Origin of the sequence: Heyndrickxia coagulans DSM 1 = ATCC 7050, from assembly GCF_000290615.1 — a bacterium.
GTDB classification, from domain to species: Bacteria; Bacillota; Bacilli; order Bacillales; family Bacillaceae_C; genus Weizmannia; species Weizmannia coagulans.
On sequence record NZ_ALAS01000273.1, the window covers coordinates 1 to 13,345 of the forward strand.

Annotated in this window: 12 protein-coding genes; 10 read left to right on the top strand and 2 right to left on the bottom strand. The window is 46.9% G+C overall.

Annotation, left to right across the window (positions count from 1 at the left end; translation table 11 throughout):
* Window positions 1–176 precede the first annotated feature (176 nt).
* Together dnaN and dnaA are read right to left on the bottom strand one after the other, a co-directional pair.
* Window positions 177–1,322 carry a DNA polymerase III subunit beta gene (gene dnaN, locus IC21_RS14445; protein ID WP_017552555.1) on the bottom strand — a complete coding sequence of 382 codons (1,146 nt, stop codon included), beginning with the start codon at window positions 1,320–1,322 and terminating at the stop codon, window positions 177–179.
* A gap of 199 nt (window positions 1,323–1,521) precedes the next feature.
* A complete protein-coding gene (gene dnaA / locus IC21_RS14450; protein WP_496196988.1) occupies window positions 1,522–3,024 on the bottom strand; it encodes a chromosomal replication initiator protein DnaA in 1,503 nt (500 codons plus the stop codon).
* Between the two features lie 527 nt (window positions 3,025–3,551).
* On the opposite strand from dnaA, the gene rpmH reads away from it, so the two are divergent.
* The 10 genes from rpmH to IC21_RS14500 all read left to right on the top strand — a co-directional run bounded on the left by rpmH (window position 3,552) and on the right by IC21_RS14500 (window position 13,312).
* Entirely contained in the window at window positions 3,552–3,686 is a 135-nt protein-coding gene (gene rpmH / locus IC21_RS14455) for a 50S ribosomal protein L34 (RefSeq protein ID WP_003397591.1), read from the top strand.
* A gap of 95 nt (window positions 3,687–3,781) precedes the next feature.
* Window positions 3,782–4,126 carry a ribonuclease P protein component gene (gene rnpA, locus IC21_RS14460; protein ID WP_013860903.1) on the top strand — a complete coding sequence of 115 codons (345 nt, stop codon included), beginning with the start codon at window positions 3,782–3,784 and terminating at the stop codon, window positions 4,124–4,126.
* A gap of 107 nt (window positions 4,127–4,233) precedes the next feature.
* Window positions 4,234–5,022: a membrane protein insertase YidC gene (yidC, locus tag IC21_RS14465; protein ID WP_013860902.1), complete on the top strand. Its 789-nt coding sequence runs from the start codon at window positions 4,234–4,236 to the stop codon at window positions 5,020–5,022.
* Window positions 5,019–5,642 (top strand): RNA-binding cell elongation regulator Jag/EloR, encoded by a 624-nt coding sequence (gene jag / locus IC21_RS14470; protein WP_029142110.1) that lies wholly within the window; start codon window positions 5,019–5,021, stop codon window positions 5,640–5,642. The genes yidC and jag overlap by 4 nt, the downstream gene beginning before the upstream one ends.
* A 303-nt stretch (window positions 5,643–5,945) precedes the next feature.
* Window positions 5,946–7,331, top strand: a complete 1,386-nt coding sequence (gene mnmE, locus IC21_RS14475) for a tRNA uridine-5-carboxymethylaminomethyl(34) synthesis GTPase MnmE (protein ID WP_029142109.1) — start codon at window positions 5,946–5,948, stop codon at window positions 7,329–7,331.
* A gap of 350 nt (window positions 7,332–7,681) precedes the next feature.
* On the top strand, window positions 7,682–9,571 hold the full coding sequence (gene mnmG, locus IC21_RS14480; protein WP_029142108.1) for a tRNA uridine-5-carboxymethylaminomethyl(34) synthesis enzyme MnmG: 1,890 nt from the start codon (window positions 7,682–7,684) through the stop codon (window positions 9,569–9,571).
* 64 nt (window positions 9,572–9,635) lie between these two features.
* Complete coding sequence (rsmG, locus tag IC21_RS14485; RefSeq protein WP_029142107.1) at window positions 9,636–10,352, top strand: 16S rRNA (guanine(527)-N(7))-methyltransferase RsmG; 717 nt, start codon at window positions 9,636–9,638, stop codon at window positions 10,350–10,352.
* Between the two features lie 144 nt (window positions 10,353–10,496).
* Window positions 10,497–11,357, top strand: coding sequence for a nucleoid occlusion protein (gene noc, locus IC21_RS14490; RefSeq protein ID WP_013860897.1), 861 nt, complete (start codon window positions 10,497–10,499; stop codon window positions 11,355–11,357).
* Window positions 11,358–11,697: 340 nt separating this feature from the next.
* A complete protein-coding gene (locus tag IC21_RS14495) occupies window positions 11,698–12,459 on the top strand; it encodes a ParA family protein (protein ID WP_014096611.1) in 762 nt (253 codons plus the stop codon).
* Window positions 12,452–13,312, top strand: coding sequence for a ParB/RepB/Spo0J family partition protein (locus IC21_RS14500; protein ID WP_029142106.1), 861 nt, complete (start codon window positions 12,452–12,454; stop codon window positions 13,310–13,312). The genes IC21_RS14495 and IC21_RS14500 overlap by 8 nt, the downstream gene beginning before the upstream one ends.
* Window positions 13,313–13,345: the final 33 nt, after the last annotated feature.

A 13,345-nucleotide genomic window follows, 5' to 3' on the forward strand; every position in this document is an offset into this window, starting at 1 on the left:
GATGTTCATTCAGGGTGTACATTTAGATAGTAGAGTGTCTTCCTATTTTTTTCCACTCATTTGCCCCTTCGAGTAAAATTTTACACATACATGTGTCAAGGCATTCCCGTTTTCGCCCCTGTTTTTCCGCATGCAGCGGAGATGAAAAAAGCCTGTTTTTCAACAGGCAATTTTCATCAGTACGTCCTTACCGGCAAAATCAGCTGCAGCGTCGTATCATCATGCACCGGCCGGATGATAAAAGGCCTCATCGCCCCGGTAAAACGGATGGTGATTTCCGTTCCTTCCAGCGCTCTTAACGCGTCCATCATATATTTGGAACTAAACGAGATTTTTAATTCTTCCCCTTCAATGGATTTACAGTTTACCCTGTCCGTCACTTTCCCGATTTCCGGCGAATTGGATGTGATTTCAATCGTGCCCGGGATATCCGTAACGGATGAAAGTTTCACGACATTTGCGTTTTGCCCCTCTTTTGCGAGTAACGATGCCCTGTCAATGGCTTGCAGAAACTCTTTTGTATTCACAACGATTTCCGTTTTTCCATCTGTCGGGATCAGCCGTGATGTATCCGGGTAATTTCCTTCCAGCAGACGCGAGAAAAACAATAAATGCTTTGCTTTAAATAAAACCTGATTATCCGTTATGACAATTCCCACCGGTTCATTCGAATCCGGCAAAATTTTATTCAACTCATTTAAACTTTTCCCCGGAATTACAATATTATACTCGGCATCTGCGGCCGTTTCGATTTCCGCTGTCCTTTGCGCCAGGCGGTGGCTGTCTGTTGCAATACAGTTCAGCCTGCTGCCTTTAATGCTCCAATTTACACCTGTCAAGATCGGTCGGGTTTCCGCGGTGGAAACGGCAAATACCGTTTGCCGGATCAGATTTTTTAAAATATCTGCCGGAATCCGGATCACTTTGTCTTCCGTAATTTGCGGCAAATGCGGGTACTCTTCCGCATCAAGCCCGTTTAAATTAAAGTTGGATTTGCCTGAACGGATGATGGTCTGGAATTGATTGACCACTTCTATCTCCACAATATCCATTGGCAGCTTTTTGACCAGTTCCCCAAAAATTTTTGCCTGCAGCACAATGCCGCCTGTTTGCTGAATGACAGCAATTTCATCCCCGTCTTCTTCTTTTGGCACAAATGACTCAATTGAAATATCGGAATCACTGCCTGTAAACGTGATCCCTTCTTCTGAAGCGGTAATTTTAATGCCGGTTAAAATCGGAATCGTGGTTTTGGACGTAATGGCTTTTGACACATCTTGGACACTTTCGATCAGGCGGTTCCGCAAAATAGAAAATTTCATGGTTATTCCTCCATCGTGTGACGCATATACTTATACTTAATCTTTTTTTAAAAAACAGTAGTACTAGTAATAGGGGTTGTGAACATGTGGATAACGTTGCCGCTGCAATGAAATACAGTCTATCCACATGTGGACAGACTGTTCATACATTATCCGTTGTTATGCACAATATGCGCTAGCCCGCTTTTTGAACCGTGGGCTACCCATTTTTCAGCAAATTTTGCAGTTCTTCAATTTTCTTTTGAAATTGCGCATCCGTTTGAATCAAATTGGCAATTTTCTCATGGGCATGGATCACGGTTGTATGATCTCTCCCGCCGAACTCCTCCCCGATTTTCGGCAGCGAAAAATCCGTCAGTTCCCTGGATAAATACATGGCAATCTGGCGCGGAAATGCAACGGATTTCGTGCGCTTTTTCGCTTTAAAATCTTCCATTTTCACATGGTATTCTTCCCCGACAACTTTTTGAATGTCCTCGATCGTAATCGTTTTTGGCTTGGCGCTTGGGATGATATCTTTCAGTGCTTCTGCGGCAAGGTCGGCATTGATATCCTTATTGATCAGCGAAGAATAGGCGACAACACGGATCAATGCGCCTTCCAGTTCACGGATGTTCGTGTCAATTTGATTCGCGATGTAAAGCATCACTTCGTTCGGAATATCCAAACCGTCCGCTTTCGCCTTTTTTCGCAAAATGGCGATGCGCGTCTCAAGGTCAGGCGGTGTGATGTCTGTGATTAATCCCCACTCAAACCGCGAACGCAGCCTTTCTTCAAGCGTCGGGATTTCTTTCGGGGGCCGGTCGCTTGAAATGACGATTTGCTTGCTCTCCTCATGCAGCGCATTAAATGTATGGAAAAATTCTTCCTGCGTGGATTCTTTTCCGGCGAGAAACTGAATATCATCTATCAGAAGGATATCCACATTCCGGTATTTGTTCCGGAATTCGCCTCCTTTATTGTCCCGGATGGAATTGATGAATTCATTCGTGAATTTTTCAGAAGACAAATACACCACTTTGGCTTTTGGATTATGCTCTAGTACATAGTGGCCGATCGCATGCATTAAATGCGTTTTTCCAAGGCCCACCCCGCCGTATATGAACAATGGGTTATAGGCTTTTGCCGGCGCTTCGGCAACGGCAAGGGAAGCAGCGTGCGCAAAACGGTTACCGGAACCAATGACAAAGGTATCGAATGTATACTTTGGAATCAGCATGCTCTGATAATCGCGGGTATCATTCAATTTATCCGCTGATTTTTTCGGGGACGGGAACAGCTCTGGTTCATCACTGTCCTGCTGTTGCGGAATAACAAATTTAATTTCAAGCTCTTCTCCGGTTATGTCGTACAAGACCGTTGTGATGAGCGGAATATAATGGCCCTCCAGCCAGTCCCTGGCAAACTCATTCGGCACGGAAATGACAAACGTATCGTTTTTCAGCGAGTATGCCTTAGTCGACTTGAGCCAGGTGTCAAAGCTGGGTTTACTGATCTTCTTTTCTATCACGGACAATGCTTTTTCCCAAAGATCAGCGATATTTTCCAACGCCAATCCCTCCTTTTTATCAAACGAAAAATAACCATTCTCTCTGTCTGTGTAACATTGTTTCGGCGAAGGTTGCGGCCATTTATAAACATGCACATGTTTGTATGGTGGAAAAATATATAATAAGGAATAAATACGGAATTTCGACATCATCCACCAATTGTGGACAACTTTATTCCAATGGTTTGGATAAACTGTCCACAAGTTATCCACAAACTGTGGATGAATTAGTTATACACAACCGGTTATTCAGGGTTAAAACACAATAATCATAACAGATAATCTTAGGTGTTGCAATGATCTTTGTAAATTATCCACAATTCGCAAAAGGTGTGAAAAATCATTATCCACATGCTCTGAATTTGTGTGAAACTTGTCAATAATTGTTGTGGATACTTGAAAATCCGCCGAAAAATTATCCACATTCCGGCTGTGCGGAAAAATAGCGGATGATAACCGGGAGGGATCATCCCGCCCCGTTTTTCGCGGAAACAGGACGCCGTTTTGGACCAGAAGAGCACGGAAGCGGAGCTGGAAAAACGGCCCGTTATTTTAAGCGGGAAGACGAATGCCAGGTACGCGGAGTTTTGGAGAGCCTTGACAAGCAGGAAAGTTCGTCATTATAATAATATAGACTGTCGTTTATCATTCGAACGAATTCCCTCGAGGAGGTGTCATACATGAAAAGAACTTATCAGCCAAATAAAAGAAAAAGAAGCAAAGTCCACGGCTTCCGTGCGCGCATGAGCACAAAAAACGGCCGCAAAGTATTGGCAAGACGGCGCCGCAAAGGAAGAAAAGTATTATCCGCATAACCACTGAAAAGTCTCAGTGGTTTTTTTTAACTAAAAAGGCGGTTCCGGCCGCCGCTTTTGGCTGCATCACTGTTGGCAGGACAGAAGGAGTATATATGAGAAAATCTTATCGGGTAAAAAAAAATACAGAATTTCAGGAGGTTTTCAAGCACGGGAAGTCGTTCGCAAACCGCCAGTTTGTTGTATACGTGCTGAAAAAGAAAAACCGGAAACATTTCAGAATCGGGCTTTCCGTCAGCAAGAAGCTGGGGAATGCCGTCAAAAGAAATGAAATCAAAAGATATATCCGGCAAGTGTTTTTAGAGTTGAAAGAAGACATCCCGCCCGGATATGATTATATTATTATCGCCAGAAAACCGGCGGCCGAGATGAATTACCATGAAGTCAAAAAGAGCTTAATCCACGTTCTGAAAATAGCCAATGCCCTTAAAAAAAGTTAGAATAAAAGAAGAAATTTACCAGGGCGTGCGGCAGCATCCGGCTGCTTTGGAACATCTGAAAAAGTAAGCGTTTTTTGCTGAAATCTCATACAGGGGAGGACAAACGATTGGGAAAAAAGTTTGCGCTGGCTGGAATGGTACTTGCCCTTGCTGCCGTGATGGCTGGCTGTACGGAATTTAACCAGGATATCACACCGGAAAGCAAAGGAATCTGGAACCAGTATATTGTATATCCCTTATCCTGGCTGATTATAAAGGCAGCCCGGTTTCTGGGGGGCAGCTACGGGCTGTCCATTATTTTGATTACGATTATCATCCGCCTAGCCATTTTGCCGCTGAATATTACCCAACTAAAAAGTGCGAAAGCCATGCAGGCACTCCAGCCTGAAATAAAAAAACTGCAGGAAAAATATGCGTCAAAAGATGCGGTAACACGGCAAAAACTCCAGCAGGAAATGATGAAACTGTATCAGGAGTACCATATTAATCCTGCTGCAGGATGCCTGCCGATTTTAATCCAAATGCCGATATTAATCGGATTTTATCATGCCATCAACCGGACGCCGGCCATCCGCGAGTCCTCTTTTCTTTGGTTTGACCTCGGGTCCGCGGATTATGTGCTTGCTGTGATTGCCGGCATCACCACCTTTCTCCAGCAAAAAGTGATGATGTCCGGGGGGAATTATGATGCAAATCCGCAAATGAAAATGCAAATGAACATGATGCTTTGGTTTATGCCCATCATGATTATTGTGATCGGCGTGGGGCTCCCGTCCGCGCTGCCGCTGTACTGGATTGTCGGGAACATCTTTATGATTGTCCAGTCGTATTTCATTAAAAGTCCTGCTGCAAGCATGCCTGTCCAAAACGCAAAAGCCAGGGGGACGAAAAAATGAAAGAAACGACCGCAACAGGGCAAAATGTAGAGGATGCTGTCAACCAGGCCCTTCAGGAGCTTGAAGCGGAAAAAGAAAATGTGGAGATTGAGATCCTTGATGAAGGCAAAAAGGGCATATTCGGCCTGTTCGGCGCGAAACCGGCTGTCGTCCGTGTCCGGCTGAAAGAGACGCCGGTTGAACAAGTGCTCTCCTATTTGCGCAATATTATCGAAAAAATGGGGGTTTCCCCCGGCCTCCAATTCGAAGAACATGACCGGACATTGCATATTAACGTGACGGGCGAAAACCTGCCGGTGCTGATCGGAAAAAGGGGACAAACTTTAAATGCGTTGCAGTTTCTTACGCAGCTGGCCGCAAACCGGTATTATCCGCATTATGAAAGAGTGATGCTTAATATTGGCAATTACCGGGAAAGGCGGGAAGAGGCGCTAAACCGGCTTGCGGAAAGGCTTGCTGCCCAGGTTTTGCGCACCGGACGGCCGGTAAAGCTGGAGCCGATGCCATCCTATGAAAGAAAAATCATCCACAGTGCGCTCGCCCATCATAAACATGTCATAACCTATTCAGAAGGAAATGAACCAAAACGGTATGTTGTCATTGATTTGGCAAAGCATTAAACGCCCTCCATCCGGGAAACCGGGGGAGGCGTTTTTTTTAGCTGTACCCACCGTGGTGCAGCTTTTTTTGCCGCATGAAAAAAAGCCGGCATATCCACAACCTGGGATAATCAGCTTTTTCTGCCGTTGTTATTCACATGTGGATAAGTTAAAATGGAGTTATCGGCTTTTTGTGGATTGTGGAAAAGAACATATCACTTGTATTCGCGAAAAAATTTGGTATTCTATTACGTTAGGTGAAAAAAAGAAAGCAGAGTGCCAATCTTTTATATAAATGACCAAAAAAGGAAGCGGGGTGAAAAAATGGAAATGGATACAATTGCGGCGATCTCGACGCCGATGGGAGAGGGAGCGATTTCGATTGTCCGGCTGAGCGGCGAAAATGCGATTTCGATTGCGAATCGATTATTTGCAGGTGTCGGCGGGAAAAAACTGGCGGATGTCCCTTCGCACACGATCCATTACGGGAAAATTGTCGACCCGGACACTGCCGAAACCATTGAGGAAGCGATGGTGAGCGTGATGAAAGCGCCGAAAACGTTCACGCGCGAAGATGTCGTGGAAATCAACTGCCATGGTGGGCTCGTCGCTGTAAACCGGGTATTGCAGCTCGTTTTAAAAAATGGTGCGCGCCTTGCTGAGCCGGGTGAGTTTACAAAACGGGCGTTTTTGAACGGACGCATTGATCTGTCGCAGGCGGAAGCTGTCATGGATTTAATCCGCGCTAAAACGGACAAAGCGATGAACGTGGCGATCGGCCAGATGGAAGGCAGGTTGTCGAAACTGGTCAAAAGGTTGCGCCAGGAAATATTGGAAGTCGTCGCGCATATCGAAGTCAATATTGATTATCCGGAATACGACGATGTTGAAGAGATGACGCACCGCATGCTGGAAGAGAAAGCACAGTACATCAAAAATGAAATCGAAAAACTGTTGCGGACAGCGCACCAGGGAAAAATTTTGCGGGAAGGGTTGTCAACGGCTATTATCGGCCGCCCGAATGTCGGAAAATCATCATTATTAAACAGCCTTGTCCAGGAAAATAAGGCCATTGTCACCGATATTCCCGGCACGACACGCGATGTGATCGAAGAATACGTCAATGTCCGCGGTGTGCCGCTGCGCCTGATTGACACCGCAGGCATCCGCGAAACAGAAGATATCGTAGAACGAATTGGTGTGGAACGTTCGCGGAAAGCGCTCAAGGAAGCGGATTTGATTTTGCTTGTTATCAACTCATCCGAGCCGCTCAGCCCGGAAGATGAGGCTTTGTTTGAAGCGGTGGAAGGCATGGATGTGATTGTCATCTTAAATAAGTGGGACCTGCCGCATCAAGTGGAGATGGAAAGCGTCCGCGAACTTGCGCAAGGCGCGAAAATCCTTACCACGTCGCTTGTAACGGAGGAAGGCATGGAGAAATTGGAAGATGCGATTGCTGCGATGTATTTTGAAGGGCAGATGGAAACAGGCGACCTGACATATGTATCAAACAGCCGCCATATTGCGCTTTTGAACCAGGCACTAGAAGCCATTCAAGATGTGCAAAACGGCATTCAATCCAACACCCCGATTGATATCATCCAAATCGACCTGACCCGGACATGGGACCTGCTCGGCGAAATCATCGGTGACACCGTCCAGGAAAGCTTGTTGAACCAACTCTTCTCCCAATTCTGCCTCGGGAAATAAGAAAAGCGGAGGGCGTTTGCTCATCGGCGTACGGATTTTATTAGGCCTCTGACTGAGATTGAGTGAAACTGCAATCATCAGGGCCACGGCCCTGATGATTGCAAGTTGAACCAATCGGACATTTACGGGCAGTTGACCCCCGCTTAGCCTATTGTGTCATATTTTTATCATACCTGTGGCGGGGGTCTTACTGCCCGTTAATGCGGGATAAAGGAAACACGGCGAGGAACGAGCCGATGCCCGCTTATCGTAGGGAAGAGGCCGGAAAATCCGCTAGCCGATAACGCCCGCAGCTGGACAATAAGAAAAGCGGAGGGCGTTTGATTTTATAAAATGAAGGAGTGATAAGCATGCGGCAATACGATGCAGGAGACTATGATGTCATTGTAGTCGGCGCCGGGCATGCCGGTTGTGAAGCAGGCCTGGCCGCCGCAAGAATCGGTGCCAAAACGTTAATGATCACGATTAATCTCGATATGATTGCCTACATGCCGTGCAACCCGTCGATCGGCGGTCCGGCAAAAGGGATCGTCGTCCGCGAAATCGATGCACTTGGCGGTGAAATGGGCAGGAATATCGATAAAACCTATATCCAAATGCGGATGCTGAATACCGGAAAGGGGCCGGCCGTGCAGGCGCTCAGGGCCCAAGCGGATAAAGTCGAATACCAACGTGAAATGAAAAAAACTATTGAAAACCAGGAAAATTTGACGCTTTTGCAAGGAATGGTCGAGGAACTCGTGCTTGATGACGGCATCTGCAAAGGCGTTGTTACAAAAACCGGCGCAAAATATACAGCCAAAACGGTTGTGCTGACGACCGGCACGTTCCTGCGCGGCGAAATTATTATCGGGGAACTGAAATATTCAAGCGGCCCGAATAACCAGCAGCCTTCCATTGCCCTCGCTGAAAAATTGGAAGAGCTCGGCTTTGACCTCGTCCGGTTTAAAACCGGGACGCCGCCGCGCGTAAACGGCAAAACGATTGACTACAGCAAAACGGAAATCCAGCCGGGCGATCTGGAACCGCGGGCATTCAGTTATGAAACGGCGAAGGTGATCACGGACCAGCTCCCTTGCTGGCTGACTTACACCAATGAACGCACCCATGCCATTATTGACGCCAATCTCGGCCGCGCGCCGATGTTTTCCGGCATGATCAAAGGCACCGGGCCGCGTTATTGCCCGTCGATTGAAGACAAAGTCGTCCGCTTCCATGACAAGCCCCGCCACCAGCTCTTCCTGGAACCGGAAGGCCGCCACACTGAAGAAGTATATGTACAAGGGCTCTCAACAAGCATGCCGGAAGAAGTGCAAAGGGAAATTTTGGCCTCAATTGAAGGGCTGGAGCATGCAAAAATGATGCGCCCCGGTTATGCGATTGAATATGATGCGATCACGCCGACCCAGCTGTGGCCGACACTCGAAACGAAAAAAGTGAAGAACCTTTATACAGCCGGCCAAATCAACGGGACGTCCGGTTACGAAGAAGCAGCCGGGCAGGGGATTATTGCCGGTATCAATGCAGCGCAGAGAGCACTGGGGAAAGAAGAACTTGTCCTCCGCCGTTCCGATGCTTATATCGGTGTTTTAATTGATGACCTGGTCACAAAAGGAACGCGCGAACCGTACCGCCTTTTGACCTCCCGTGCCGAATACCGCCTGCTGCTGCGCCATGACAATGCAGATCTCAGGCTGACTGAAATTGGCTATAAAATCGGCTTGATTTCCGAAGAACGTTACCGGAAATTTACGGCGAAAAAACAGGCGATTGAAGCGGAAATCAAGCGTTTGAAATCCGTCATTCTGAAACCGGATGAAAAAACGCAGACACTGATCCGGGAAGCGGGAGGAAGCGAACTGAAAGACGGCATCCACGCCGCTGATCTCCTGAAACGGCCGGAAATGCGGTATGAACATATCAAAGCGCTTGTGCCGCCTGAAACGGGACTTCCGCCTGAAGTGGAAGAACAGGTGGAAATCCAGATCAAATATGAAGGCTATATCGCAAAATCATTGCAGCAAGTGGAACGGATGAAAAAGCTGGAAGACAAAAAAATCCCGTCTGATATTGATTATAATGCGATCCACGGGCTGGCAACGGAAGCGCGCCAAAAATTAAACAAAGTGCGCCCGATCTCGATTGCCCAGGCATCGCGCATTTCCGGCGTAAATCCGGCTGATATTTCAATTTTGCTTGTCTACATTGAACAGGGGAAAATTGCAAAAATCCCTGGATAAGGCATGAATCCCGGGTTTTTCCGGCTTCTCCCTTTTTTTACATATCAACCGAAAGGATGGAAAAATGGACAGCGGACAATTCATTCCATTATTGGCTGAAAAAGGCATCACCTTAAGCGGGGAACAAAAGAAGCAGTTTGAAACGTATTATGAATGGCTTGTTGACTGGAACAACAAGATGAACTTAACGGCGATTACGGAAAAAGGGGAAGTGTATCTCAAACATTTTTATGATTCGCTGACAGCCGCCTTTTTTACCGATTTTAACGGCCCACTGCACGTTTGTGATGTCGGCGCCGGCGCCGGCTTTCCGGGCATCCCGTTAAAAATCTGTTTTCCGGAAATCCGGCTTTCGATTGTCGATTCATTGCAAAAAAGGATTACATTTCTCGGGCATTTAACAGAAGCGCTCGGTTTAAAACAAGTTTTTCTATTTCACGACAGGGCTGAAACCTTTGCCAAAAAACCGGAACACCGCGAACAATACGATGTGGTCACGGCAAGGGCGGTCGCCAGAATGTCCGTCCTCTCCGAACTGTGCCTGCCGCTTGTGAAACCCGGCGGCAGATTTATCGCGATGAAAGCCCAGCATGCCAAAGAAGAGCTCGAAAAAGCGGAAAAAGCGATCCGTCTCCTCGGCGGACAAACGGAAAATGTATACAACTTTACCTTGCCGGTTGAAGAAAGTGAAAGAAACCTGATTGTCGTCAAAAAGGTAAAGGAAACGCCGAAAAAATATCCGCGCAAACCGGGAACCCCGGTAAAACTCCCGCTTGAATAAGGCGGGCGTTTTACCGTGCCGGAAATCGGGATGATGCGCTAAAATGAGGGAGATTGTTCGAAAAATCGCCGGGAGTTTGGCAGGAACTTGTCTTATAATAGAGAATAAGTAGTTAGGGAGAATTTATAAGGTGGTGTACAGTGAATGAAGCATCCTTTCTCTCGTTTTTTCGGAGTGGAGGAAGAAATCGGGGAAGAAGAACTGGAAGCAGAGAATGAAAATGAAGAGATTAAAAATATCTCCGTCTCCTGCATTATCCCGAACCGGTTTCAGCCACGGACCATTTTTAATGAAGAGAAAATAGATGAACTTGCAAGAACGATCCACACCCATGGCATCATCCAGCCAATCGTCGTCCGCGAATACGAAGCAGGCCAGTATGAAATCATTGCGGGGGAAAGAAGATTCCGGGCTGTCCGGAAACTGGGCTGGGAAACCGTGCCTGCCATCATAAAGAATATGAGCGATACGGAAACAGCCTCGATTGCTTTAATTGAGAACCTACAGCGCGAAGAACTGACGCCGATTGAAGAAGCGATGGCTTACGGAAAGCTTTTGGAACTTCACCATTTGACCCAGGAAGCACTGGCACAGCGCCTTGGCAAAGGACAATCAACGGTTGCAAATAAACTGCGCCTTTTGAAATTGCCCCCGGAAGTGCAGGAAGCCCTTTTGAAAAAACAGATCACGGAACGCCATGCACGGGCATTGATTCCTTTAAAAGAGGCGGAAAAGCAGGTTCGCGTCCTCAATGAAATACTCGCAAAAAATTTAAATGTGAAACAAACGGAAGATTATGTCACCCGTATGATGAATAAGCCGGAAAAAAAAGCAAAGCCGCGCAGACAAGCGTTCAGCAAAGATATGCGCATTGCCGTCAATACGATCCGCCAGTCTGTTTCCATGGTGACCGATTCCGGGATCAATCTCGATTCAAAAGAAGAAGATTTCGAGGACTACTATCAAATTACGATTCGGATCCCGAAAAAGGCGAAATCCCAATAAAAGAAACTTGGATGACAGGTTTCTTTTTTTCAGGTGCAGGCCACTCCCTATCCACCGGCTTTAAACATCTGCCGGGTTTGTGCTGCCTGCCTTGGCTTTACAACAAAGCCCTTTTTCCTGGTATCCCGGCGGTGCTGCGTTCTTTTCTGCATGGGTGCAAGGCTTTGGCATTAGAAGCCGCGCCTCCTGGTTTTCAATTGCCGAAAAAACTTGAAACAACCTTTTTTCGGTTTACAGTAAACGAATCTTGCAAACTTTGATACAATAAAGTTACGTGTTTGCCGTTTCTGCAAATGCAGACGGGCCGTGACTAGCGTGACAAAAAAGGTAGGTGGCAACCGTGGGAAAAGTGATTTCTATCGCCAATCAAAAAGGAGGCGTAGGAAAAACAACCACTTCTGTCAACTTGGGTGCCTGCTTAGCATACATCGGGAAGAAGGTTTTGCTTGTCGATACCGACCCCCAGGGAAATGCAACAAGCGGAGCCGGAATTGATAAAGGCGAAGTTCAGCAGTGTATTTATGATGTGTTAGTGGAAGATGCGAATATAAAAGATGTGATCAGGGCAACGGCCGTGGACGGGCTTTATTCCGTGCCGGCAACGATTCAACTGGCGGGAGCGGAGATTGAACTGGTTCCGACCATTTCAAGAGAAGTCAGGTTAAAGCGGGCGATCAGCGCCATCAAAGACGATTATGATTATATTATCATTGACTGCCCCCCCTCTCTCGGGCTATTGACGTTAAATGCACTGACCGCGTCGGATGCCGTCATTATCCCCGTCCAGTGCGAATATTACGCGTTGGAAGGGTTAAGCCAGCTGCTCAGCACGGTCAGGCTTGTCCAGAAGCATTTGAACCACAATCTAATGATTGACGGCGTGTTGCTGACGATGCTCGATGCCCGTACCAACTTGGGGCTCCAGGTCATTGAAGAAGTGAAAAAATATTTCAGGGACAAAGTATACCGTACCATTATCCCCCGCAATATCCGGTTAAGCGAAGCGCCGAGCCACGGGCAGCCGATTATTCTTTACGACCCCAAATCGCGCGGTGCGGAAGTGTATTTAGACTTAGCAAAGGAAGTGGCGGCAAATGGCTAAGGGACTTGGAAAAGGCATTAACGCGTTGTTTGCGAATATGGACGTCGACAAAGAAGATGCCGTGCAGGAAGTCAATATTAAAGAATTGCGCCCGAATCCTTATCAGCCGCGGAAAAATTTTGAACCCGAAGCGCTTAATGAATTAAAAGAATCCATTCTCCAGCATGGCATCCTGCAGCCGCTTATCGTGCGCAAGAGCATTAAAGGATACGAAATCATTGTCGGGGAACGGAGATACAGAGCTGCAAAAGAAGCAAAACTTACAACGGTGCCGGTTGTCATCCGCGATTTGAACGACCGGCAGATGATGGAATTTGCTGTGCTCGAGAACCTGCAGCGGGAAGATTTAACGCCAATTGAAGAAGCCAATGCGTACCAGTTTTTGCTTGAAAAATTAAATGTTACACAGGAGGAGCTGGCAAAACGGCTCGGAAAAAGCCGGCCCTATATTGCCAATCACCTCCGTATTTTGTCTTTGCCGGTCAGCATCCAGGAAGCCATGTCTAAAGGCAAACTTTCGATGGGGCACGGCCGTACGCTGCTTGGCCTGGAAAAGAAAGAAAAAATGGAAGAAATCGCTGAAAAGGCTATTGCCGATGGATTAAGTGTCCGCCAGCTGGAAAAGCTTGTCCAGCAGTTGAACCGGAATGTTTCACGTGAAACGAAGAAAGACAAACAGGAAAAAGATATTTTTATCCAGGAACACGAAACGGTTCTGCGCGAAAAGTTTGGGACAACCGTTCATATTAAGCGGACAAAGAAAAAAGGGAAAATTGAAATTGAATTTATGTCCAATGAAGATTTAGAACGGATATTGCAATTGCTGGATGCCGGTTTTGAACAGGAAACGTAAGAATTACAAAGATGAAGACAAAAACGGGTGAAA

Excerpts from the sequence above, each read along its gene's own strand:
- mnmG (WP_029142108.1), top strand. The coding sequence starts at position 7,682 with ATGCGGCAATACGATGCAGGAGACTATGATGTCATTGTAGTCGGCGCC.
- jag (WP_029142110.1), top strand. The coding sequence starts at position 5,019 with ATGAAAGAAACGACCGCAACAGGGCAAAATGTAGAGGATGCTGTCAAC.
- dnaA (WP_496196988.1), bottom strand. The coding sequence starts at position 3,024 with ATGATGTCGAAATTCCGTATTTATTCCTTATTATATATTTTTCCACCA.
- IC21_RS14500 (WP_029142106.1), top strand. The coding sequence starts at position 12,452 with ATGGCTAAGGGACTTGGAAAAGGCATTAACGCGTTGTTTGCGAATATG.
- noc (WP_013860897.1), top strand. The coding sequence starts at position 10,497 with ATGAAGCATCCTTTCTCTCGTTTTTTCGGAGTGGAGGAAGAAATCGGG.
- rpmH (WP_003397591.1), top strand. The coding sequence starts at position 3,552 with ATGAAAAGAACTTATCAGCCAAATAAAAGAAAAAGAAGCAAAGTCCAC.
- rsmG (WP_029142107.1), top strand. The coding sequence starts at position 9,636 with ATGGACAGCGGACAATTCATTCCATTATTGGCTGAAAAAGGCATCACC.
- rnpA (WP_013860903.1), top strand. The coding sequence starts at position 3,782 with ATGAGAAAATCTTATCGGGTAAAAAAAAATACAGAATTTCAGGAGGTT.
- dnaN (WP_017552555.1), bottom strand. The coding sequence starts at position 1,322 with ATGAAATTTTCTATTTTGCGGAACCGCCTGATCGAAAGTGTCCAAGAT.
- mnmE (WP_029142109.1), top strand. The coding sequence starts at position 5,946 with ATGGAAATGGATACAATTGCGGCGATCTCGACGCCGATGGGAGAGGGA.